The organism is Enterococcus sp. DIV0800, assembly GCF_050559735.1.
GTDB lineage: Bacteria > Bacillota > Bacilli > Lactobacillales > Enterococcaceae > Enterococcus_A > Enterococcus_A devriesei.
The window spans coordinates 2,297,872-2,322,149 of the sequence record NZ_CP187898.1 but is presented as its reverse complement, the minus strand read 5'-3'; the positions used below and the strand labels follow the sequence as shown (position 1 = coordinate 2,322,149).

24 protein-coding genes are annotated in these 24,278 nt (G+C 42.0%); 20 read left to right on the top strand and 4 right to left on the bottom strand.

Annotated features, from left to right (window positions below):
- Positions 1 to 241: 241 nt before the first annotated feature.
- Both guaA and coaA read right to left on the bottom strand, forming a co-directional pair.
- Positions 242 to 1,810, bottom strand: coding sequence for a glutamine-hydrolyzing GMP synthase (guaA, locus tag IGI54_RS11195; protein ID WP_379946085.1), 1,569 nt, complete (start codon positions 1,808 to 1,810; stop codon positions 242 to 244).
- A 55-nt stretch (positions 1,811 to 1,865) separates the two neighbouring features.
- Positions 1,866 to 2,789 (bottom strand): type I pantothenate kinase, encoded by a 924-nt coding sequence (coaA, locus tag IGI54_RS11190; RefSeq protein ID WP_313630611.1) that lies wholly within the window; start codon positions 2,787 to 2,789, stop codon positions 1,866 to 1,868.
- A 448-nt stretch (positions 2,790 to 3,237) separates the two neighbouring features.
- Between coaA and IGI54_RS11185 the strand changes: the two genes are divergently transcribed.
- The 9 genes from IGI54_RS11185 to IGI54_RS11145 all read left to right on the top strand — a co-directional run bounded on the left by IGI54_RS11185 (position 3,238) and on the right by IGI54_RS11145 (position 10,613).
- Positions 3,238 to 3,819 (top strand): SGNH/GDSL hydrolase family protein, encoded by a 582-nt coding sequence (locus IGI54_RS11185; RefSeq protein ID WP_430620731.1) that lies wholly within the window; start codon positions 3,238 to 3,240, stop codon positions 3,817 to 3,819.
- Positions 3,820 to 3,823: 4 nt separating this feature from the next.
- A complete protein-coding gene (locus IGI54_RS11180; RefSeq protein WP_313630613.1) occupies positions 3,824 to 4,423 on the top strand; it encodes a class I SAM-dependent methyltransferase in 600 nt (199 codons plus the stop codon).
- 219 nt (positions 4,424 to 4,642) lie between these two features.
- Positions 4,643 to 5,596 (top strand): sugar-binding transcriptional regulator, encoded by a 954-nt coding sequence (locus IGI54_RS11175; protein ID WP_071862683.1) that lies wholly within the window; start codon positions 4,643 to 4,645, stop codon positions 5,594 to 5,596.
- A gap of 202 nt (positions 5,597 to 5,798) precedes the next feature.
- A complete protein-coding gene (locus IGI54_RS11170; protein ID WP_430620730.1) occupies positions 5,799 to 6,599 on the top strand; it encodes an SDR family oxidoreductase in 801 nt (266 codons plus the stop codon).
- Positions 6,600 to 6,686: 87 nt separating this feature from the next.
- Positions 6,687 to 7,100, top strand: coding sequence for a PTS sugar transporter subunit IIA (locus IGI54_RS11165; RefSeq protein WP_071862685.1), 414 nt, complete (start codon positions 6,687 to 6,689; stop codon positions 7,098 to 7,100).
- A gap of 1 nt (position 7,101) precedes the next feature.
- The gene (locus IGI54_RS11160) at positions 7,102 to 7,590 is read left to right on the top strand and encodes a mannose/fructose/sorbose PTS transporter subunit IIB (RefSeq protein ID WP_430620729.1); all 489 of its coding nucleotides are present in this window, start codon (positions 7,102 to 7,104) and stop codon (positions 7,588 to 7,590) included.
- Positions 7,591 to 7,665: 75 nt separating this feature from the next.
- On the top strand, positions 7,666 to 8,481 hold the full coding sequence (locus IGI54_RS11155) for a PTS mannose/fructose/sorbose transporter subunit IIC (protein WP_430620728.1): 816 nt from the start codon (positions 7,666 to 7,668) through the stop codon (positions 8,479 to 8,481).
- An 11-nt stretch (positions 8,482 to 8,492) separates the two neighbouring features.
- Positions 8,493 to 9,356 (top strand): PTS system mannose/fructose/sorbose family transporter subunit IID, encoded by an 864-nt coding sequence (locus tag IGI54_RS11150; protein ID WP_430620727.1) that lies wholly within the window; start codon positions 8,493 to 8,495, stop codon positions 9,354 to 9,356.
- Positions 9,357 to 9,386: 30 nt separating this feature from the next.
- Positions 9,387 to 10,613 (top strand): zinc-binding dehydrogenase, encoded by a 1,227-nt coding sequence (locus tag IGI54_RS11145; protein WP_430620726.1) that lies wholly within the window; start codon positions 9,387 to 9,389, stop codon positions 10,611 to 10,613.
- Between the two features lie 181 nt (positions 10,614 to 10,794).
- Here the strand turns inward: IGI54_RS11145 and IGI54_RS11140 are convergent, their stop codons facing one another.
- Together IGI54_RS11140 and IGI54_RS11135 are read right to left on the bottom strand one after the other, a co-directional pair.
- The gene (locus IGI54_RS11140) at positions 10,795 to 11,601 is read right to left on the bottom strand and encodes an alpha/beta hydrolase (protein ID WP_430620725.1); all 807 of its coding nucleotides are present in this window, start codon (positions 11,599 to 11,601) and stop codon (positions 10,795 to 10,797) included.
- A gap of 16 nt (positions 11,602 to 11,617) precedes the next feature.
- Positions 11,618 to 11,989, bottom strand: a complete 372-nt coding sequence (locus IGI54_RS11135) for a hypothetical protein (RefSeq protein WP_430621498.1) — start codon at positions 11,987 to 11,989, stop codon at positions 11,618 to 11,620.
- Positions 11,990 to 12,139: 150 nt separating this feature from the next.
- On the opposite strand from IGI54_RS11135, the gene IGI54_RS11130 reads away from it, so the two are divergent.
- The 11 genes from IGI54_RS11130 (at position 12,140) to deoD (ending at position 24,166) form a co-directional block, all read left to right on the top strand.
- On the top strand, positions 12,140 to 13,156 hold the full coding sequence (locus IGI54_RS11130; protein WP_071862692.1) for a LacI family DNA-binding transcriptional regulator: 1,017 nt from the start codon (positions 12,140 to 12,142) through the stop codon (positions 13,154 to 13,156).
- A 138-nt stretch (positions 13,157 to 13,294) separates the two neighbouring features.
- Positions 13,295 to 14,596, top strand: coding sequence for a pyrimidine-nucleoside phosphorylase (locus IGI54_RS11125; RefSeq protein ID WP_430620724.1), 1,302 nt, complete (start codon positions 13,295 to 13,297; stop codon positions 14,594 to 14,596).
- Between the two features lie 63 nt (positions 14,597 to 14,659).
- Entirely contained in the window at positions 14,660 to 15,322 is a 663-nt protein-coding gene (gene deoC / locus IGI54_RS11120) for a deoxyribose-phosphate aldolase (RefSeq protein ID WP_430620723.1), read from the top strand.
- Positions 15,323 to 15,407: 85 nt separating this feature from the next.
- Positions 15,408 to 15,800: a cytidine deaminase gene (locus IGI54_RS11115; protein ID WP_313630622.1), complete on the top strand. Its 393-nt coding sequence runs from the start codon at positions 15,408 to 15,410 to the stop codon at positions 15,798 to 15,800.
- A gap of 64 nt (positions 15,801 to 15,864) precedes the next feature.
- A complete protein-coding gene (locus IGI54_RS11110) occupies positions 15,865 to 16,962 on the top strand; it encodes a BMP family lipoprotein (RefSeq protein WP_071862696.1) in 1,098 nt (365 codons plus the stop codon).
- 227 nt (positions 16,963 to 17,189) lie between these two features.
- Entirely contained in the window at positions 17,190 to 18,725 is a 1,536-nt protein-coding gene (locus tag IGI54_RS11105) for an ABC transporter ATP-binding protein (protein WP_430621497.1), read from the top strand.
- Positions 18,718 to 19,848, top strand: coding sequence for an ABC transporter permease (locus IGI54_RS11100; protein WP_430620722.1), 1,131 nt, complete (start codon positions 18,718 to 18,720; stop codon positions 19,846 to 19,848). Before IGI54_RS11105 ends, IGI54_RS11100 begins: the two co-directional genes overlap by 8 nt.
- Entirely contained in the window at positions 19,848 to 20,801 is a 954-nt protein-coding gene (locus tag IGI54_RS11095; RefSeq protein ID WP_071862699.1) for an ABC transporter permease, read from the top strand. The genes IGI54_RS11100 and IGI54_RS11095 overlap by 1 nt, the downstream gene beginning before the upstream one ends.
- A 307-nt stretch (positions 20,802 to 21,108) precedes the next feature.
- Complete coding sequence (deoB, locus tag IGI54_RS11090) at positions 21,109 to 22,281, top strand: phosphopentomutase (RefSeq protein ID WP_430620721.1); 1,173 nt, start codon at positions 21,109 to 21,111, stop codon at positions 22,279 to 22,281.
- Between the two features lie 307 nt (positions 22,282 to 22,588).
- Positions 22,589 to 23,407 carry a purine-nucleoside phosphorylase gene (locus IGI54_RS11085; protein WP_430620720.1) on the top strand — a complete coding sequence of 273 codons (819 nt, stop codon included), beginning with the start codon at positions 22,589 to 22,591 and terminating at the stop codon, positions 23,405 to 23,407.
- A 54-nt stretch (positions 23,408 to 23,461) separates the two neighbouring features.
- A complete protein-coding gene (gene deoD / locus IGI54_RS11080) occupies positions 23,462 to 24,166 on the top strand; it encodes a purine-nucleoside phosphorylase (RefSeq protein ID WP_430620719.1) in 705 nt (234 codons plus the stop codon).
- The last annotated feature ends 112 nt before the right edge of the window (positions 24,167 to 24,278 follow it).

The window sequence follows — 24,278 nt, the reverse complement described above, 5'->3', positions numbered from 1 at the left end:
TTTTGTAAAACATCGTATTAAAACGCAATTTTATTTTAGTATGTATTCTTTTATTAGTAAATATAAACTTTGTTATTAATATAGTAAGCTGAAAATTGGGAGAGAGACTGTGGTAAAAAGCTATCTTTGTGCAACCTTTAAGAAGTTTTGATAATAAAAAACTCTGCCAAAAGATACCCTGGCAGAGTTTGTATATTTTTATTTAGATAAGGATTTTTAAAGGGAAAAATTATATAAAATTTTATTCCCACTCAACTGTTGCTGGTGGCTTAGATGTAATATCATACACGATCCGATTGACATGAGCGACTTCATTGACGATCCGGACTGAGATTTTTTGCAAGACATCCCACGGGATACGAGCAAAGTCAGCGGTCATACCATCGATTGAAGTGACAGCACGAATACCGACTGTGTAGTCGTAAGTACGACCGTCGCCCATCACACCGACTGAACGGATGCCGGGTAGGACAGTGAAGTATTGCCAGATGTCGCGGTCAAGACCGGCGTTGGCGATTTCTTCGCGCAAGATCGCGTCTGATTCACGGACGATCTCTAGTTTTTCTTCGGTGATTTCACCAATGACACGAATTCCTAGACCTGGTCCTGGGAATGGTTGGCGCCAGACGATAGAGTCAGGCATACCAAGTTGTGTTCCTAGCTCGCGAACTTCGTCTTTGAATAAGGTATTTAGTGGTTCGATCAATTCGAACTGCATATCTTCAGGTAAGCCACCCACGTTATGGTGAGATTTGATGGTTTGAGCCGTTTCAGTTCCTGACTCGATTACGTCAGTATATAAGGTGCCTTGGGCTAAGAAAGAAATGCCTTCTTTACCAGCCAGTTTGGTTGCTTCGTCATCGAATAAGTAAACGAATTCGTTTCCGATGATTTTGCGTTTTTTCTCTGGATCAGAAACGCCGGCTAATTTAGTTAAGAAACGGTCGCGAGCATCAACTTTGATGATGTTTAGGCCAAATTTTCCGCCTAATGCGTCCATTACTTGTTGGCCTTCGTCTTTACGTAATAGGCCATGGTCAACAAAGATCGAAGTTAATTGGTCACCAATGGCTTTTTGTAAAAGCACACCTACGACTGATGAATCCACACCGCCGGATAGGCCAAGTAAGACTTTTTTGTCGCCGACTTGTTCACGGATTCTTGCGACTTGCATATCGATGAAGTTATCCATCGTCCAGTCGCCTTTACATTGACAAACGTCAATGGCAAAGTGACGTAGCAATTCGTTGCCGTATTCTGAATGGCGAACTTCTGCGTGGAATTGGATACCATAGATGTTGCTGTTTTTGTTTTGGATCGCTGCAATTGGGCAATCTTTGCTGGTGCCGACTTTTTCGAAGCCTTCAGGCACTTGTGTGACTAAATCACCGTGGCTCATCAAAACGGTTTGTTCTTTTGGTGTACCGGCAAATAGCACGGCATCATCAGAAACGATTTCTAAGGTTGCTTGTCCGTATTCACGGTTTTTAGCTGGTTCAACTTTTCCGCCTAAGTTATACGTAATTAGCTGCATTCCATAACAGATACCTAAGATTGGAATACCTAGTTCAAAGATTTCAGGATCAATGGAGAAAGCTCCTTCATCATACACACTGTTTGGTCCGCCGGAAAGGATGATTCCTTTAGGATTGATGGCTTTGACTTCTTCAGCAGTGATTCGGTGGCTCATAAGCTCTGAAAAAACACCGAATTCACGAATACGACGAGTGATTAATTGGTTATACTGACTACCATAATCAAGTACGATAATTTTTTCTACGTTGGTCATTTCGGTAGAAACGTTGGTCACAATTATTACCCCTTTTCAAGTTTTATTATAAAAGAAAGCAAGCTTTCTTTATAAGCTAGTATTTACGCAAATAGATCTCATCAATGATGTGATGTTTTGCCTTGTGCAAGATAATATCAGCTCGGCCACGAGTTGGCAAGATGTACTCTTCCAAATTCTTCAAGTTGACATTTTTCCAAACATCTTCTGCCATCGTTAGTGCTGTTTGGCGATCACCAATGGCATATTGATAGTAATAGTTTTCTGGTTTTTTAAAGGCTGTATCCAGCAAGGACTCGAAGCGCTCCAAGTACCAGCGTTCGATCATTTTAGGCTCCGCGTCAACAAAGATCGATAAATCGAAAAAGTCGCTGACGTAGATTTGCTGGTTGGCTGGCAGCTGCAAAGTATTGATCCCTTCCACAATCAAAATATCCGGAGAATCGATCGTCTCGAATTCACCGTCAACGATGTCATACACATCATGGGAATATTTTGGGATGGGAATATTTTCTTTACCAGATTTGACTTCATTTAAGACGTCGATCAGTTTTTCCATATCATAACTTTCTGGAAAACCTTTGCGGTCCATAATGCCGCGCTCTTCTAACACGGCGTTAGGGTACAAGAAACCATCGGTGGTGATCAGTTGAACGGTTTGGTGTTTGAACAAGCGGTCCAACAAGGTCTGCAATAAACGGGCAGTGGTGCTTTTACCAACCGCCACACTACCGGCGATGCCGATAATAAAGGGCGGCATTTTTACATAGCGATGTAAAAATAAGCCTTTGCTTAGTGTCAGCGATTCAAAATCCTTCATATACAAATGGATCAGGTGACACAAAGGTACATAAACGTCCTCCACGTCTTTCATGGAGATACGGTCATTCAAACTTTTGATACTGTCTAACTCAGCTTGGGTTAGTGGCGTATTCCCAGGTGTATAAAAATCTTGCCAATCATCCCGGGCGATCCGATAATAGTTCCCTCTTTCGTTCATAACGGTCTCCTTATTTATCTTAAGGTATGGATGCCGCAGCATAGCTTTTTATTCTAGCTGATCCTACAAGCAAAACTCTTTTAAAGAAAAGAATTTCCAAAAAAATTGCAGGATAGAATGGATCGCTGACATCCGTTAATAGCTGGGCTTATTCTAACATAAAAACGCGATAGATAGCGCTCCTTAACGAATAAATCCGAATAATTTCAGCTATAAGAAAGGTTATACGTCATTTTAGCCGAAAAAAACAGTTAAAAGCTATCGGAATGATAGGAGTTTCATTTGTTTCTTAGATTTGAAAACAGACACCACCAGTCAACCAGCGGAGAACGAATTTGTTTCACGCTATTTATCAGATTAATTTCATCGTTTCATGCTATGATAAGGAAGAAGTTTTATCAAAGAATAGTTGTTTTAACTTACATTAAAAACAAAAGGAGTGCGAACTATGAAAAAAATCGTTTTATTTGGCGACAGCTTGTTGACTGGTGTGATGAATGGCGAGACCAGCGATATTTTAGCTACGTATATCATTGATGAATTAACGGAGATGGATTTCCCCGGCTATAGTTTAGTAAAATTAGGCAAACGCGGTGAATCTTCGTCGGATGGCTTAGCTCATATCAATGAAGCCGTGGAAGCAGAAGGCGACTTTGTGGTTATTTCTTTTGGAACCAATGATTCCTTGAAACAAAAAAATCCCGTTGATGTTTTCGGAGACAATATCGAAGAAATGCTAGAATCTTTTGATGCGTCAAAAGTGATCTTACTGACTACCGGCTACATCAATACCGAGATCATGACCGCAGGGAATAATGAACGGCAACAGCTTTATGCTGAAAAAGCGAAACAAATCGCTGAAAAAGTCGGAGTAAATGTGATTGATCTTTACCATCATATGACCGTTTATCCAAAACCCAATGAATTCGTCCAAAAATTTGATGGCATCCATCCTTCCGAGGAAGGCTACCATTTCTTAGGCGCGTTGATCGCCCGTGATATCAAAGAAAAATTATTAGCAGAAGGGTAAGAGCATGGCAAATCATTATTATTCAGAAAATCCGGAGACGGCCCACGATTTACACCAATGGTCGTTTGAATTAGCCGGAAAGAATTTTCACTTTGTGACCGATAGCGGCGTCTTTTCTCGTGATACGGTAGACTATGGTTCCCGCGTCTTGATCGAGCATTTTACAGCGGCTGATCTACCAGCAGGCACCTTGTTAGATGTTGGCTGTGGGTATGGTCCAATCGGTTTAGCGCTAGCTTACCAAACGCAGCGTCCTGTAGAAATGATCGATGTGAACAATCGTGCGGTGGAGTTGGCACAGAAAAACGCGAAGCATAATGGCATCGAGGCGGATATCCACCAGTCGAATATTTACGAGACCTTGCATCAAAAAGAGTACGCGGCAATCATCAGCAACCCGCCGATTCGAGCTGGAAAAAAAGTTGTCCATCAAATTTTAAGCGATGCGGAACCCTTATTAAAAGTTGGTGGCAGCTTAACCATTGTGATCCAAAAGAAACAAGGCGCCCCTAGCGCGAAAAACAAAATGGAAGAAGTCTTTGGCAATGCCGAGATCGTGGCAAAAGACAAAGGCTACTACATCATTCGTAGTGTAAAGGAATAACTAAATCCTGTAAGCAGCTATAGTGTGCTTACAGGATTTTTTGCGAAATGAACGTTTAGCAGACTGCTTACTGTAAAAGAAAGCTTGGCTGATCAGCAGTTTTTTCATCATACAATTGTCGTTAGTAAAAAATGGAAAAGGCTTGCAGAAATGATCAGAGACGAGCTATAATCACATTGACTCATGTTTTTCACAAATGTGATATAAAGGAGTAAACGTATGCAAAAAGAAGAAGATAAATTATTGGTACGAATTGCAGAAATGTATTATCAAGAGGATAAGAATCAAAGTCAGATTTCAAAGGAATTAAATATCCACCGCAGTACTATCAGCAGATTGTTGAAACGTTCGCGAAATGAAGGAATCGTCAATATCTCTATCAATTATGACAAAGCCGGAACCTACAGCATTGAAAAAGAGCTGCAGGAAAAATTTAATTTAAAAAAAGCGATCATTGTTCAAGCCGGGGCTGATTTAAGCCGTACCCAAAAGGATAAGCTATTGGCTCAAGGAGTCGGTGAATATTTAACCGAGATCATCAAGGACAATATGATCTTCGGCTTTTCGTGGGGAGAGACCATGTCGGCGATTCCTGAAGGCTTGACTGATTATGATGTGAAGAATATTTTATGTGTCCCGATGATCGGTGGGCCATCTGGTCGTTTAATCAGTGATTATCACGTCAATACGATTACCTATGAGGCATCGAAGAAATTAAATGGCCGGGCTTTATTGATCGATTCGCCGGCTTTCCCAGAAACGGTTGCGCTAAAAAAAGCCTTGATGGAAAATGAGTTCAATCAAGAGCTGATTGACTATTGGCGAAAGATCGATATTGCGATTTTAGGGATCGGCTCACCAACGTTGAAAGCTAGCGAGAGTTGGAAGCAATTCTATGGCGAAGACGTGTTGGCTTATTTAGAAGGGAAAAAAGTTGTTGGTGATGTGGTCTCACGTTTTTATAATATCGAGGGTGAGCATATCGACAATACGTTGGATGACCGTTTGATCGGGATCGATATCGCTGATTTGAAACGGACGCCGTACCGGATCGGCGTGGCGGAAGCGGTAGATAAAGCGGATGCTATTGCTAGTGCTTTGAAGGGCCGCTACATCAATGTCTTAGTCACAACTGAAGAAACAGCAGAAGAAGTGTTGAAGCGTTCGGTTTAATTTGTTTAAAAGAGAGATTTATTAAGTAAATAGGTATCTGAAGACAAGTATCGTGCTTGTCTTCTTTTTTTGCGCTCTGCACTTTTGTGATTCGATTTTAAAAAAGTTGCAAAAAGTTATTGACAACGTTTCCTTCCACGGTTAATATAAAGTTACAACAAATGTTAAAAACAAATCACAAATGTTAAAAGGGGCGTTAGCGATGAATTGGTTAGAAGTAGAAGGTAAGATAGTCATTGTCACAGGAGGTTCGTCAGGGATCGGCGCGGCGATTGTACAAGAACTATGTGAATTAGGGATCAATGTCGTAAATGCTGATTTACGTGAAGGAGCATTCACCCATCAAAATTTATTTTTTAGTCAAACAGATGTGACTTCTCCCGAATCTGTTGAACAAACAGTCGCGGCGACGGTAGAAAAATTTCAAACGATCGATGCAGTCGTAAATAATGCGGGGGTGAATATCCCAGCGTTATTAGTAGATGAAGAAATGGCAGAAGGCGGCAAATTCCAAATCAATGAACAGATTTTCAATAAGATGATCGCGATTAATCAAAAGGGTGTTTATCTGATGGGGCAAGCAGTTGGACGTGTCATGGTGGAACAAGGCTACGGCGTGATTATCAATATGTCTTCAGAATGCGGCTTGGAAGGGTCAGAAGGCCAAAGTGTTTATGCAGCGACCAAAGCGGCGGTTAACAGTTTCACGCGTTCATGGGCGAAAGAACTTGGTAAAAAAGGTGTTCGGGTCGTAGGGATTGCACCGGGGATTATGGAAGAAACTGGATTGCGGACACCTGAATATGAAAAAGCGTTGGCATATACCCGTGGGATCTCAGTTGAACAGCTACGAGCAGGCTATACAAATACTAAGACGATTCCATTGGGTCGTGACGGTAAATTAAGTGAAGTGGCAGATTTAGTGGCGTACTTTGTTTCCAATCGTTCGAGCTATGTTGATGGCGTGACGTTGAATGTTGCTGGCGGGAAAACGCGAGGATAGATTTTACTGCTGTTGGTTGCTTAGATCAGCCAGCAGCAGAGATATAAATAGTACAGGAAGAAACGCTAGGAAAACAAGGAGGGACTTATGAATAAGGTAATTTTAGTGGCACATGGAAAGCTGGCTCACGAGATGAAAAACTCCGCAGAAATGATCTTTGGTGCGTTGCCAGATTTTGAATCAGTGGAATTTTTAAAAGAAGAAGGCTTGGATACGATTCAAGAAAAAGTTTTTGGTGCGATGAAGGAAGATGCTTCTTACTTGGTGCTGACGGATTTGTTTTGCGGGACGCCATATAATGCTAGCTGCGCGGTAGCGATGAAAAATCCCGAACGTGAGATTGGAATTGTTTCCGGCATGTCCTTGCCAATCGTCCTAGAGGTAGCAAGCATGTTACAAGGTAGTCGTCTGGAAGATATTGTGAATCATGTTACAAGTATTCCTTGCGATACAGTGAAAGCGTTTAATCAAGCGGTAATTGAAGAAGAGGAGGATTTTTAAGATGAAAATCAATTTAGCACGGGTGGATGATCGACTGATCCATGGACAAGTCGCAACCGTTTGGGCCAAAGAAGCCGGAGCGAAACGAATCATCGTCGTCAGCAAAGAGGTTGCCGATGATGAGATTCGGAAGACATTAGTGAAACAGGCGGCGCCGCCGGGAATCAAAGTCAATATCGTTGATCCGGAAAAAGCCGTGAAGGTTTACAACAATCCGAAATATGCGGATGAAACAGTTTTCTATCTATTTACGAATCCGATGGAAGTGTTAGAAATGGTGCAAATGGACGTGCCAATCACTTCAATCAATATTGGTGGGATGCAATTCAAAACTGGTCGTACGCAAATCACAAAAGCTGTCTCAGTTGATCAGACCGAAGCTGACGCGTTCCGTAAGCTAGAAGCGGCGGGAGTGGAGCTGGACCTACGGGTAATCGCAACCGATCCGAAAGGAAATTTTGAAGAAAAGCTAAAAGAAGCCGGCTTCTAAAAAAGAGTTGTAAGGCTTTAATCAGAAACGGACGAATAAGCGTTGCAGAATAAGAAATAGTAGGAGGATACAAAAATGGAACTATCAGCATTACAGATTGTACTTATTTTTCTTTTTTCATGTATATGTGGGATGGGCAGTGTGTTGGACGAATTTCAAACCCATCGACCGTTGATCGCCTGTACGATGGTAGGCTTGATTCTGGGCGATGTGCAAACGGGAATTATTTTAGGCGGAACTTTGGAATTGATCGCTTTAGGTTGGATGAATATCGGTGCGGCCCAATCGCCGGACTCGGCCTTAGCCAGTGTGATTTCAACTATTTTAGTTGTGGTTGGTCAACAGGATATTCAATCAGGGATCGCGATTGCTTTGCCCGTTGCGGCAGCCGGACAAGTCTTGACGGTTATTGCACGGACGATCACTGTGGCCTTCCAGCATGCGGCAGACAAAGAAGCGGAAAAAGCTAACTTCAATAAAATTATCCTTCTGCATTTTAGTGCTTTATTTATTCAAGCCTTGCGGGTAGCGATTCCGGCGACGGTCGTAGCGGCTTTCGTCAGTGCCGAGATGGTGACACGGATGCTGGATATGATTCCAGATGTGATTACCGGTGGGTTAGCGGTAGCTGGTGGTTTTATCGTCGTTGTCGGGTACGCGATGGTCTTGAACATGATGAGTGTGGCGTACTTGATGCCATTCTTCTATCTAGGCTTTGTGATGGGCGGTTATTTAGAGTTTAGTTTGTTGGCTTTCGGGATCATTGGTCTGATTACAGCCTTGATCTATGTACAGCTGAATCCAAATTTCTTGAAGAAAAACGAATCTCAAGGCAATCACGTGGCGGCAGTCGTAGCTGGTGAGCTGGCTGATGATGAACTAGAAGATTAGGGGGCGGAACAATGGAAAATACTTCAACGATCGAAACGAAAAAAGATATTTATACCCAATCACAATTGACGAAAAAAGATTTAATGACAACCTTTGTTTTTTCGAATTTTCAACAAGCGTCCTTTAACTATGAACGGATTCATGCCTTAGCTTTCTGTGTGGATATGATTCCAACAATCCGTCGTGTGTATAAAACAAAAGAAGAACAGGCTGAAGCCTTGAAGCGGCATCTGACCTTCTTCAATACGACTCCGGCTGTTTGTGGTCCGGTGATTGGTGTGACGATGGCGATGGAAGAAGCGCGAGCAAGTGGTGCAGACATTGATGATGGCACGATTAACAGCTTGAAGGTCGGCTTGATGGGGCCTTTAGCTGGTGTCGGCGACCCCTTAGTTTGGGGAACATTGCGTCCGATTACGGCAGCATTAGGTGCTTCGCTGGCTTTATCGGGCAATGTGATGGGACCAATTTTATTCTTCGTAGCTTTCAATGCGATTCGTTTGGCGATGAAATGGTTTGGTTTGACCTATGGCTTCAGCAAAGGGATGGATATCGTCAAAGATCTGTCAGGCAACTTATTGCAAAAGCTGACGGAAGGCGCGACGATTCTAGGCTTGTTCATCATGGGGGTTCTAGTAACGAAATGGACAACGGTCAATATTCCACTAGTCGTTTCGAGAACACCGGGGACAGATGGCAATACAGTTGTGACGACTGTCCAAAATGTTTTAGATGATTTAGTGCCAGGCTTGCCAGCATTAGGGTTAACGCTATTGATGATGTATTTATTGAAGAAAAAAGTAAGTCCAATCGTTTTGATCTTCGTATTATTCGCGGTTGGGATCGTTGGTTATTGGTTAGGCATTCTTGCATAAAAAGTAGTAATAATTTTAGGGGGAACTGTAATGAAGACAAAGGCAGTGCGTTTATATGGTAAGAAAGATTTGCGCTTAGAGGAATTTGAATTGCCAGAAATTAAAGAAAATGAGATTTTGGCTTCGGTAGTCACGGATAGTATTTGTATGTCAACGTGGAAGTTGGCGAATCAAGGAGCGGACCATAAAAAAGCGCCAAATGATTTAGCGGACAATCCAATTATTATCGGCCATGAATTTTGTGGCGAGATCTTAGAAGTTGGCGGAAAATGGGCGCATAAATATAAAAAAGGCGAGCGTTACGTGTTGCAAGCAAACCTGCAATTGCCAGATCGTCCGGACTGTCCCGGTTATTCTTATCCGTATACAGGCGGAGATGCCACCTATATCGTGATTTCAGAGGATGTCATGAATCAGGATTGTTTGATTCCTTATAAGGGCGAAACCTATTTTGAAGGTTCGCTGATTGAACCACTCTCTTGTGTGATTGGCGCTTTTGAAGCGAATTATCATTTAAAAGAAGGTTCCTATGAACATAAAATGGGAATCAAAGCGGATGGCAATTTATTGATTATGGGCGGAACGGGGCCGATGGGCTTATTGGCGATCGATTACGCACTGCACGGTCCAATTAAACCAAAAAAATTGGTCATCACCGATCGTGACGCTGAAAAATTAGCTCGTGCTGAAAAATTATATCCAAGTCAGAACGGGATTGAAGTTTCTTATGTTAATGTAGACGGTGTAAAGGATCAAGTTAGCCTGTTGAAAGAAACGGTTGGTGGTGGATTTGATGATATCTTTGTGATGATCCCAGTCGCTTCAGTCGTAACCGATGCGGCAGACATGCTGAATCCAGATGGCTGTTTGAACTTTTTCGCGGGTCCGCAAGACAAAGAATTTTCTGCAAACGTAAATTTCTACGATGTGCATTATTCCTTCACGCATTTTGTCGGAACTTCTGGTGGGAATACGGAAGATATGCGTAAGGCGGTTAAATTGATTGAAGAAAAACAAGTCAAAGTCGCCAATGCGGTGACGCATGTCTTAGGACTTGACGCAGTTTCCGAAACGACCTTGAACCAACCAGAAATCGGCGGCGGGAAAAAATTAGTTTATACGCATAAACAAGCAGACTTAACCAAACTTTCCGACGTTTCAGCAGACTCAGAACTTGGAAAAATCTTAGCAGAAACAGACGGGATTTGGAGTCAAGCTGCTGAAAATTATGTATTGAAAAATTATCCTGAAATTTAAAAAACATCGTGGAGTGCATCAGCTCCACGATGTTTTTTAAACTATGAAGAAGTATAAAATTTTCAAAATGAAAAAATCGCTTTACAGCAGGCATATTCATGTCCGGCTTCACGAACTAGCTTTATCGGCAATAAGCAAAACTATTTCGAAATTTGAGAAGCAATTTAGAAATCGTTTGGTCTTATTGCTCAAAAGCTGAACGAGTTCGCGAAAGCCTTTCTGATAGATTACTTTTCAAAAATTGAAGGGTCGGTTGATAGGCAATATCCGCGTAGCCTTCACCATGCACCGTACCAGTGATCAATTTATTCTCACTAGGAACACCCGCTTCGGCCAAGGCTGCTTGCAAATGATAGACACCTGATAAAGGCACTAATTCATGCAAAGAGTTGGCGATGAATAAGGGGCCACTTTTACTTGAAACACGCTGCAAAGGATCGGCTTGTTTCAGCAAATCCATGTCTTGGTTCACGTAATTTAAAATAAACCATTTATAAAAGGCATCATTGGCACCATCTTGATCGATTTTGCCACTCGCTTGTTTGTCAAAATCGGGCTTTTGATTCATAGCGGCGACAACTTCGGGATGTTCTTGGACCCAGAGGTAAAGGTCGATGATCCCTGACCACGATGCGGCGGGAATGCCTTTTTGCAGAGCCAATTCAATGGCTAAATTACCGCCGGCAGAAGAGCCAAGTGCGGTGATTTTATCTTTTACAGGATAGTCACTAGCAACTAACCAGTCGTAGACCGTTAATAAATCTTCCATGGCGGCTGGAAAAAGATGATCGGGAGCTAAACGATAATTTGGTGCCACTACCAGAAAGCCGTCTGTGGTTAAACGTTCCGCTAAAGCCTGCTCTTTCGCCTTGTCTCCGCGAAACCAGCCGCCACCGTGAATTAAAATAATGGCTGCGTCGATCGTTTCCGGTTCATAAATATCTAAGGTCAATTGATTTTTTTCATCATACACAACATCATTGATCATCTTGCTTCGCTCCTTTTTAGATCAAATCATTTTCTTTCGTTGGCTGAGGCTGTTGCTGCTTTAATTCGGCTAAAATAGCTAACAGCTTTTGTTGAGCCAGCTCGTATTGATCGATTTGATCACCAAACGCTTGATTAAAACCAGTCAAGCCAGCTTTGACAAAGGCATACTCATATTGATAGACCGCATCATAGGCTTTGGTAAAACGGTGCAACAAGTCGGTTTGCGCATCTAGTTGCAAGGCCATTTGAATCACACGGAAATCCGTGTAGGCCAGTTCAAATTGGATTGCCCAGATGCGGAGAAAATCATGTTGGTTCTTAATGTGCAGAAAATGGTGTTCTGTCGTCCAAGCTAAATTATTAACCGCGCCTAAAACATCAAGCATTTTTCTCACCTGCCTTTTCATCTCTTATGACTTAAATCTACGCTCTTTTTTTCATGAATCAAGTAAGTCGTCTTGGCTTTTAGTGAAAAAGTCTTTCTTTCTATTTTTTCCTTTGCTACACTTAAAAAAAATAGTGAGAGAAGGTCCACCATGAAGATCACCATCAGAGAGATCGCTGAAATGGCCGGTGTTTCAGTAACGACAGTGTCGCAGATTTTGAATAATAAGGGGAGCCGTTTCAGTGAACAGACTCGCAAGAAAGTTTTGGCAATCGTAGAAGAGCATCAATACAAACCAGATTTTTTTGCGGCGAATTTGATCAATCGTCATTCCAAAACGATTGGTATGATTGTTCCTGATGTCACCGATTTTTTCTTTTCGAAAGTTATTGAAGGCGTGGAAAGTTATTTGAATCCGTTAGGTTACATGATTATTTTATGTAATTCCCGCCATGATCAAGAGCAGGAAAAACGTTATTTGAATGAACTGTCTCATCGCTCAGTGGATGGTATTTTATTAGCAACACCTTATCAGTTGGAAGATGAACACAAGCTAGGCAGTGATTTTTATCGGCGACATCCGATGGTCTTAATCGACCGTGGCTTGAATGATCGCGACTGGGGGCAATTATTGGTGGAAGAATATGCGGGTGCACAAGAAGTACTTCGGATGTTAGTGAAACAAGGGCATCGTCATATCGGCATGTTGAAGGAAAGTCAAGGCTATTATCAATTGACGGAGCGGGTTAAGGCGTACCGTCAAGTTATTTTTGAATCTGGTTTGCCTTTTGATGAAAGTTATATTTGCTCAGGTGAGCTAACATTGGCTGGCGGGTATCATGCAACGAAAGAAATGTTGAAAAATGAAAAGATCACGGCGATTTTTTGTGGAACAGATGAAATGGCGCTGGGCTGTTATCAGGCGATCTATGAAGCGGGCTTGAGAATTCCTGAAGATATCTCCGTAGTTGGTTTTGATGGACTAGAGGTTAGCAAGTACATGGTGCCACCGTTAACGACGGTTTTTCAGCCTAGTACAGAAATTGGTTTTTCCGCAGCGAAATTTTTAGTTGATGCGATCAATTTTCCTTCTCAGCGAATCCCGAATAAAATTTTCCAAACCAAATTAATTATTCGTGAGAGTGTAAAAACTTTAGGTCAGGGTTGACAAGTAGTTTGTCACCCGTTATAGTAACAATGGTAGCGCTAACAGAAAGTGCTTCTTCGTTAAGTAAACTGTTTTACTAAAGTGGTTTACCTTTCGCTATTTTATTGTATAATGACTTTGAAGCTTGGAGGAAAACCTATGAGAATGGTAGATTTGATAGAGCAAAAGAGAGATGGCAAGTCTCTGTCAAAAGCAGAAATTGAGTTCATTATTGAAGGCTACACAGATAACAGTATCCCTGATTATCAGATGAGCGCATTATTGATGGCAATTTTTTATCAAGACATGACCGACGAGGAAATTTCTTATTTGACACTAGCGATGGCGAATTCAGGTGAAATTATTGATTTGTCTTCCATCGAGGGAATCAAAGTTGACAAACATTCAACCGGCGGTGTCGGTGATACGACTACTTTGGTTTTAGCACCCTTAGTTGCCAGCGTGGGTGTTCCGGTAGCTAAAATGTCTGGTCGCGGTTTAGGTTTCACTGGTGGAACCTTAGACAAATTCGAATCGATCCCAGGGTTTAAGATTGAATTATCTGAACAAGAATTTATTGATATTGTAAACAAAAGCAAAGTTGCAGTGATTGGTCAATCGGGCAATCTAGCGCCAGCTGACAAGAAGCTTTACGCCTTGCGGGATGTGACGGCGACAGTTGATTCAATCCCATTGATCGCCAGCTCGATCATGAGTAAGAAAATTGCCGCGGGAGCAGATGCAATCGTCTTAGATGTGACGACTGGCGAAGGAGCCTTCATGAAAAATCTGGAGGATGCCAAACGTTTAGCCAAAACGATGGTACGGATCGGTAAATTAGCAGGTCGTCAAACGATGGCGGTCATCTCAGATATGTCCGAGCCTTTAGGCGAAGCAATCGGAAACAGCTTAGAAATCGTCGAAGCAATCGATACGCTAAAAGGCAATGGACCAAAGGATTTAACCGAGATGTGTTATGTCCTAGGAAGTCAAATGGTTGTTCTAGCAGGAAAAGCAGAAACACTGGAAGATGCTCGTAAAATGCTGGAAGAAGCCTTGCATTCAGGAAAAGCGTTAGAAAAATTCCGTGAAATGGTTAAGGATCAAGGCGGCGATGTGTCAGTTATTGATCAAACTGAGAAAATTTTGACGGCTAAGTATGAGATTGAATTGCCAGCCAAGGCTTCTGGTTATGTTACCAAGCTAGTGGCGAATGAAATCGGAATTGCGGCAATGCTTTTAGGCGCAGGGCGCAAAACGAAAGACGATGACATCGACCATGCAGTAGGAATCAAACTTCATAAAAAAATTGGGGATAAAGTGGCTGAAGGAGAGTCGTTATTGACTATCTATGCCAATTCAAAAGAAATCTCTGAGGTTGAAAATTTACTTTATCAAAATATTTCGATTGGTGATACACCGGAAGAACCGATTTTGATTCATAATGTCATTACTGAATAAGTATTTAAAACTTTTTTATAACAAGAAAGAATATATTATAATAAAAAGAAGTGGGGAATAATAATGGAAATCAATCGCATGATCGACCACACGATCTTAAAAGCCGATGCAACAAAAGCAGATGTAATGAAAATTATCGAAGAAGCGAAAAAATATCGTTTCTATTCTGTTTGTATCAATCCAACTTGGGTGGCATTAGCTGCTAAAGAATTACAAGGCGAACCAGTTGCAGTATGTACTGTAATCGGATTTCCGTTAGGTGCGAACACAACAGAAACAAAAGCCTTTGACGCGACGAATGCTATCGCAAACGGCGCAGCTGAAGTCGATATGGTCATCAACATTGGCGAATTAAAAGACGGCAACTATGAAAAAGTGCAAAAAGATATCGAAGCAGTCGTAGCGGCTGCCAAAGACAAAGCGTTAGTTAAAGTGATTATCGAAACGTCTCTATTAACAAATGAAGAGAAAGTCAAAGCCTGTGAATTAGCAAAAGCAGCTGGAGCGGACTTTGTCAAAACATCAACTGGTTTTTCAACCGGCGGCGCAACTGTTGAAGATGTCCGCTTGATGCGTGAAACAGTCGGACCTGAAATGGGTGTCAAAGCCTCTGGTGGGATTCACAATGCTAAAGAAGCAGAAGCAATGATCGAAGCCGGTGCGACTCGTCTAGGTGCTAGCTCAGGTGTTGCAATCATGAACGGCCTTTCTGGTACAGGATACTAGTCGTCAGCTTTGCAATTTATTAGTTAAGTAAAATTGACATGCTTTTCAGATTGAAAGGCAAAGGTAAATGTAGGAGGCAGTTCACATGAGCAAACAAGATTGGATCGACATTGCTGTTGATGCGCTGGATAAAGCATATGTTCCTTATTCACACTTTCCAGTTGGCGCTTGTTTAGTAACAAAAGAAGGTAAAACTTATCAAGGATTGAATATCGAAAATGCCTCATACGGATTATCGAATTGTGCTGAGCGAACAGCTTTTTTCAAAGCCGTATCAGAAGGCGAACGAGCATTCAGTCATCTAGTCATTGCTGGGCACACACCAGAACCGATTTCGCCGTGTGGCGCTTGCCGCCAAGTCATGGCAGAATTTTGTGATCCAGAAATGCCGGTAACCTTAGTCGGTGATAACGGAGTCGTAAAAGAAATGACCGTTGAAGCGTTACTGCCATATATGTTCACTGAAAAAGATCTATAAACCATGTTCAATTCAGTCGTAGGACTGTTGAAAAAAAAACCACAATTTAGGGGGCTTTACAGAAATGAAAAAAGCAAAATTATTTGGTCTTGGCGCCGTAGCAATGGCATCATTGCTAGCTTTAGGAGCATGCGGAGGCGGAGGCGGCGGTACAACTGATTCATCAGGTGGATCTGCCAAAGAAGATGCAAAACACAGCGTTGCGATCGTAACAGATATCGGTGGAGTGGACGACCGTTCATTTAACCAAAGTGCTTGGGAAGGTCTTCAAGCTTGGGGTAAAGATCACGATATCAAAAAAGGCAATGGCGGCTATAACTATATCCAATCAAACGATGCTTCTGAATACGAACAAAATATCACACAAGCTGTAACAAATGGGTTTAAAACAGTCTTCGGGATTGGTTACTTATTAGCTGACCCAATTTCTGCAGCAGCAGATCAAAACCCAGATACAAACTTCGTTATTATCGATTCAGTGATCGATGGCAAGAAAAATGTTGCCTCTGCAACTTTTAAAGATCAAGAAGCTGCTTACTTAGCAGGTGTTGCGGCAGCTGAAACAACAAAATCAGACAAATTAGGCTTTATCGGTGGTGAAGAAGGTGCCGTTATCGACCGTTTCCAAGCTGGTTTTGAAAAAGGCGTAAAAGACACTGCTGATAAATTAGGTAAAGACATTTCTGTAGATGTACAATATGCGGCATCATTTGGTGATCCAGCCAAAGGTAAAGCTCTAGCAGCGAACATGTACAACAGCGACATCGACATTATTTATCATGCTTCAGGCGGTACAGGCCAAGGGGTCTTCTCAGAAGCTAAAGCACGTAACGAAAAATTAGATGAAGCCGACAAAGTTTGGGTTATCGGTGTTGATAGCGACCAACAAAAAGAAGGTAAATATGAATCTAAAGACGGCAAAGACAGCAACTTCTGTTTAACTTCAACACTTAAAGGTGTAGGGGCAGCCGTACAAGATATTTCTACTCGTGCGCTAGAAGATAAATTCCCTGGTGGCGAACACTTATCTTATGGTTTGAAAGACGGCGGTGTTTCTCTAACTGACGGTTTCCTTTCTGACAAAGCTAAAGACGCTGTTAAAGAAGCAAAAGATAAAGTTTCTGATGGCGACATCAAAGTTCCAGAAACGCCTGAAAAATAATTCGGGTTGAGGTTCGAACAGAAACTGTTTCTGTTCCACCGGTTGACCATAGCTCCAATAGGAGGAGCTATGGTCCTCTTTTAAAATAAACTTTCTTTTTTTAGCCAAGTTACGACTCAGGTTAGATTTGGCTAAGGGAAGAACGCCCTTAACGTTGCAATGTTTTTTAGGCTTAAAAAGCGATAGGATGTGAAAAGAAAGTGACAGAAGAACAAAATGTCATTGAAATGCGCAATATCACCAAACAATTTGGCACTTTTAAAGCAAATGACAACATCAATCTGCAAGTCAGAAAAGGTGAGATTCATGCACTTTTAGGCGAAAATGGTGCCGGAAAATCGACACTAATGAATGTTTTGTCAGGTCTACTGCAGCCAACTTCTGGTGAAATTTTGATGGATGGCCAAAAGGTTGATATTTCAAGTCCAACGAGAGCAAATCAATTAGGGATCGGAATGGTCCATCAGCATTTCATGTTAGTGGATGCCTTTACAGTTACAGAAAATATTATTCTAGGTAGCGAACCTAATAAGGGCGGCATACTAGACAAAAAAGAAGCTAAGGCAGAGATCGTGCGTTTGTCACAAGAGTATGGCTTGAAGGTTGACCCAGATGCGTACATACGTGATATTTCAGTCGGGATGCAACAACGGGTCGAAATTCTGAAAACTTTATACCGTGGTGCGAATGTGTTGATCTTTGATGAACCAACAGCGGTGTTGACGCCCCAAGAAATCGATGAATTGATCAGTATTATGGGTGGTTTAATTCGTGAAGGCAAATCGATTATCTTGATCACTCACAAGTTAGATGAAATCAAAAAAGTCGCCGATCGTTGTTCCGTTATTCGTCGCGGACAATACATTGGGACAGTCGATGTCAAAGATGTCAGCTCGCAGCAGTTAGCGGATATGATGGTGGGTCGTTCTGTTTCATTTAAAACTGATAAAATCGCGGTGACACCAGGTGAAGTAGTTCTTTCAATCAAAGACTTAGTCGTAAAAGAAAGCCGCGGCTTGGAAGCTGTTAAGAACTTATCATTAGATGTTCACCGTGGCGAAGTGGTAGGGATTGCCGGCATCGACGGCAATGGTCAAACAGAATTGATTCAAGCCTTAACCGGCTTACGCAAAGTCGAAAGCGGATCAGTCACTATCAACGGAAAAGATGTGACCGGCAAAGCCCCTCGTCATATTACTGAAACCGGTGTGGGACACGTACCAGAGGATCGGCATAAATATGGACTGATCTTACCGTTGCCATTATCAGAAAATATCGCTTTACAGTCTTACTATCATACGCCATTTAGTAAAAATGGTATTTTGAACTATGGCGAGATCGATCGCTATGCGAAACGCTTGATCGAAGAGTATGACGTACGGACGACTAGCGAGAAGGCGCCAGCTGCTTCACTTTCAGGTGGGAATCAGCAAAAGGCGATCATCGCACGAGAAGTTGACCGTGATCCAGATCTATTGATTGTATCACAACCAACTCGCGGTCTTGACGTAGGTGCGATTGAATACATCCACAAACGGTTGGTCGAGCAGCGTGATAAACAAAAAGGGGTATTACTTGTCAGTTTTGAGCTAGATGAAATTTTGAATGTCTCTGATCGAATCGCGGTTATCCACTCAGGTGAGATCGTTGGGATCGTAAACCCGAAAGAAACTTCTGAAAATGAACTAGGTCTGTTAATGGCCGGGTATAGTTTAGAAGAGGCGCGAGCAGAATTAGCAAAGGCTGGTGAGACAAATGAATGATCGCTCAGAGCGTATTAGAAATATATTGGTCCCAATTATTTCAGTTATTCTAGGATTTATTCTTGGCGCTATTTTAATGGCGGTGTTTGGTTTTAACCCAATTGAAGGGTATAACGCCATGTTTAGTTCAGCTTTCCAAAGCAAAATGTCGATTGGTGAGATTTTAGTTGGCGCAGGTCCATTGATATTTACCGCGTTAGGTTTCTCAGTGGCCAACTCAGCAGGTTTCTTCAATATCGGGCTTTCCGGTCAAGCATTATGTGGCTGGGTGGCAAGTATCTGGGTGGCGTTAAGCATGCCGGATTCACCAAAAATTATCGTATTACCATTAGCAATTATTGTTGGTGCTTTAGCCGGTGCGGCTGCTGCGGCAATTCCTGGTTTGTTACGGGCGTTCTTTGGAACCAGTGAAGTAATTGTGACGATCATGATGAACTATGTCATTCTTTATGTAGCTAATCACATCGTCAATCACGTAATGTCACCGGATGTTATCTCTAACAAAGGGGTCACAAAAGCAGTTGGCCTAAACGCCTCGCTACGTGAACCGTGGCTGACTGAATTATTTGGCGGCTCGCGGGTCAATATGGGAATCATTTTAGCAGTCGTTTTCTTAGTGGTTGTTTGGTTCTTAATGAAATGCACAACATTAGGTTTTGAAATTCGTTCCGTTGGTTTAAACCCATTCGCTTCTGAATATGCCGGAATGAGCAGCAAACGTACGATCGTAATTTCAATGATCATTTCTGGCGCACTAGCTGGTCTTGGTGGGGTCGTTTATGGACTAGGAACCTTCATGAACTATTTTGTTCAAGGTTCTTCTATCAGTATCGGGTTCGACGGGATGGCCGTGTCATTATTAGGAAACGGTAGCTCGATTGGAATCCTATTATCAGCATTATTATTCAGTGTGTTAAAACTTGGCGGTCAAGGAATGCAGTTCTCTGGAATTCCTAGTGAACTAGCCAATAGTGTTATTCCTTTGATTATTTTCTTCGTAGCGATTAACTATATCGTTCGAGTAGGGCTTGCGAAAGTCATGGGCGGCAAAAAAGAAGTCGCGACTGTTCAAAAAGTGGAAAGTGCTCCGAATGATGAATCTGAAAAAGGGGGCAAAGTCTAATGAATATGGATTTGTTAGCGTCAATTATTGCTCAGACACTCGTGTATTCTGCACCTTTGATCTTAACCGCGCTTGGCGGAGTATTCTCTGAACGCAGCGGGATCGTTAACGTTGGTTTGGAAGGGATCATGGTTGCCGGAGCTTTCAGTTCAGTCGTTTTCAACTTAGCTTTTGCGGATCAGTTTGGGGCTATGACACCATGGCTTGGTGTGCTAGTCGGCGGGTTAGCCGGGATGGCCTTTTCATTGCTGCATGCCGTAGCAACAGTCAACTTTCGAGCGGATCACATTATTAGTGGTACGGTGATGAATCTATTGGCTCCGCCATTAGCGATCTTCTTGATTAAAGTAATTTATGGCAAAGGTCAAACAGATACGATTCAACAACAATTTGGTTACTTTGATTTTCCGGGGTTAAGCAAGATCCCAGTTATAGGAGAATTGTTCTTCAAAAATACTAGCTTGCCGGCCTATTTCGCCATTTTAGTTGCGGTGATTTCTTGGTTTGTCATTTTCAAAACCCGCTTTGGATTACGTCTTCGTTCAGTTGGTGAAAACCCACAAGCAGCGGATACGTTAGGGATTAATGTTTACGCATTGCGTTATGCTGGCGTGTTACTTTCAGGTTTCCTTGGCGGTATGGGTGGCGCGGTCTTCGCCCAATCAATCGCAGGACGCTTCGCCGCAACAACGATTGCTGGACAAGGCTTCATTTCATTAGCAGCAATGATCTTTGGTAAATGGAATCCGCTTGGTGCGATGGGCGCCGCCGTTTTCTTCGGCTTCGCACAAAACTTAAGTATCGCCGGATCAAACTTACCGATTATCTCGCAAATTCCAGATGTATATTTACAATCAGCACCATATGTATTGACGATTGTCGTACTGGTTCTCTTCTTAGGAAAATCAGCCGCACCAAAAGCCGATGGTGTCAATTACATCAAATCAAAATAATTCTTTTGTTTTTAAAGGGCGGGACTATGGGACAGTGTTTCTTAGTCACGCCCTTTTTGCCATTTTTCGCGGTTTTTAGAAAATACGTTCAGCTAAACTGGGCTAGCTACTAGTACGCAATCCAATTTAAAAAAATTGTAGAAATAATTTTCCAGAGGCTAAACCACAATAGCTTTCAGTTTACGGAAACTTAAGAACCCAATATACTGGAGCTGGGATTACCATTTTATAAAATGTAACGTAGTTAGATTATGGGCGGGTTTCAATTGGCTCATTAGATATAAATTAATAGAAAGAGGGAATAGAAATGTTTAAGCGCATTCACTTAGTCGTTATGGATTCAGTTGGTATCGGGGAAGCACCGGATGCTGATAAATTTGGAGACGTTGGATCAGATACGTTAGGCCACATTGCAAAAGAGGCTGGATTGACGATCCCACATTTAGAACAATTAGGTTTGGGAACGATTCGTCCATTAGCCGGTGTGCAAGATGTTGCAGATCATGATGGTTATGCGACGAAGCTAGAAGAAATTTCTGTCGGCAAAGATACGATGACGGGACATTGGGAGATTGCTGGATTAAATATCCAAACGCCTTTCCGTGTATTCCCTGAAGGATTCCCACAAGAGTTGTTAGACAAAATTACGGAATTTTCTGGTCGTGGTATTATTATGGGAGCGAATAAGCCTTATAGCGGGACAGAAGTTATTAAAGATTTTGGGGAAGAGCAAATGAAGACCGGCGACTTGATCATCTATACATCGGCTGATCCAGTATTGCAGATCGCGGCTCATGAAGAAATCATCCCGTTAGAAGAGTTATATAAGATTTGCCAATATGTGCGTGATATTACGAAGGACGATCCATATATGATCGGTCGGATCATTGCTCGTCCGTATGTTGGAGAACCTGGCAACTTTACTCGGACTAGCAATCGTCATGACTATGCTCTTGATCCATTTGGCAAAACTGTCTTGGATTCATTGAAGGACAATGGCAAAGACGTCATTGCTGTAGGGAAGATCAATGATATTTTCAACGGTCAAGGAATCACTGCCGCTGTTCGGACAAAGAGCAATATGGACGGTGTCGATCAATTACTGAATGTGATGAAAGAAGATTTCACTGGCTTAAGTTTTACGAACTTAGTTGATTTTGACGCGTTGTTCGGTCATCGTCGCGATGTCGTTGGTTATGCCCACGCAATCGAAGAATTCGATTTACGAATCCCAGAAATTTTGGATGCGATGCAAGAGGACGATTTGTTGATGATCACCGCTGACCATGGAAATGATCCAACCTTTACCGGAACCGATCATACCCGTGAATATGTGCCGTTCTTAGTTTATAGCAAAAAAATGGCGGCTCAAGGCAAATTGCCACAAGGCTATTACTCAGATATCGCAGCAACGATCGCAGAAAATTTTGACGTCCCAGCAACCGAAAATGGCGAAAGCTTCTTAAAACTTTTAAAATAAGAGCCAACTCTTATTAAATTGGTGCAGTTTAGCAAAATGCTTGAGATGGTGAACACTAAACTCATTTTTCATTTTTTGATAAATGAATCCTTTAAAACGAACTAGGATGTCAGTTCCGCTTTTACCAGTTTTACTTCTTGCTTTAGCAAGACTAGTAGAATGGTATGCGTAGGAAAATCAATTACTAAACTTAGGGTTAGCTCTTAATAGATTAACGTAGTTTAGCGGAATGCTATACGTGGTGAGCATCAAACTCATTTTTCACTTTTTGAAAAATGAATTCTTTAAAACGAACTAGGAGGACTTTATGACAGACTTACAGGATAAAATTCAACAAACAGCCAGCTATATTCAAGACAAAGGCGTAGCTGATGTTGCGTTTGGTTTAATCTTAGGCTCAGGTCTAGGGGAACTAGCAGAAGAAATCGAAAATCCAGTGGTGATCCCTTACAATGAGATCCCTCATTTTCCAGTTTCTACAGTAATAGGCCACGCGGGTCAATTGGTTTACGGAACACTTGCAGGACAAAAAGTTTTAGCGATGCAAGGACGCTTTCATTACTATGAAGGCAACCCAATGGAAACGGTGACTTATCCGGTTCGTGTGATGGCAGGATTAGGAATTCATTCAGTCATCGTGACCAATGCCGCTGGCGGCGTAAATGAAGGTTTCCAACCAGGCAATTTGATGCTGATCACCGATCATATCAACTTCATGGGAACGAATCCATTAATCGGACCAAACGATGAAAATATGGGACCACGCTTCCCGGATATGAGTGCGGCCTATACAAAAGATTATCAAGCAAAAGCACGAGAAGCGGCGAAAAAATTGACGCTTGATTTAAAAGAGGGGGTCTACATGGGCTTCACTGGTCCAACGTATGAGACACCAGCAGAAATTCGGATGGCGCGGGTCTTAGGGGCAGATGCAGTTGGTATGTCAACCGTACCGGAAGTTATTGTAGCAGCGCACAGCGGTATGAAAGTGCTGGGAATTTCGTGCATTACCAACTTGGCGGCAGGCATGCAAGCCAACTTGAACCATGCAGAAGTCGTCGAAACGACCGAACGGGTCAAAGAAGACTTCAAGAAATTGATTAAAGAAACACTAGCAGTGTTATAGTTAGATAGAAGAAACAAGAATGAATACATTAAGTACGAAATAGGAGGAAAAAAAATGAGCGTTCATATTGAAGCGAAGCAAGGGGAAATTGCAGATAAAATTTTGTTACCGGGAGATCCGTTGCGGGCGAAATTTATCGCGGAGAATTTTTTAGAAGATGCGAAATGCTACAACAATGTGCGAGGCATGTTAGGCTTCACTGGAACCTATAAAGGGGAACGAGTATCTGTCCAAGGAACGGGAATGGGAATGCCGTCTGCTGGAATTTATGCGCAAGAATTAATCCAATCCTATGGTGTGAAGAAATTAATTCGCGTAGGAACGTGTGGTGCTTTATCAAAAGATGTTCATGTTCGTGATTTGATTATTGCTCAAGGAGCAGTGACTAGTTCATCGATGGTGAAAAAGCATTTTCCAGATTTCCATTTTGCGCCGATTGCGGATTTTGATTTGATGCTGAAGGCTTATGAAGTGGCGAAAGAAAAAGGTTTCGCCACTCATGTAGGGAATGTTTTATCAGAAGATACCTTCTATAAGGATGATATGGATTCTACCTTCAAATTGGCTGAATACGGTGTGATGGGTGTGGAAATGGAAGCGGCGATTTTGTACTATTTAGGTGCGAAGTTCAACGTTCAAGCGCTTGGTATCATGACTGTTAGCGACCACATGATCACAGGTGAAGAAACTACGTCTGAAGAACGTCAAAACACGTTCAAAGATATGATGTATGTCGGGTTGGAAACATTGATTGGTTAAATATTGTTATTAAAAGCTAATGAAAAAAATAGTTTGAAAAGGAAGCCTCTGAATTAGAAGAGGCTTCCTTTTTTTGAGATTATTTGTAATTTGTATATAATGGTGAAAAGTC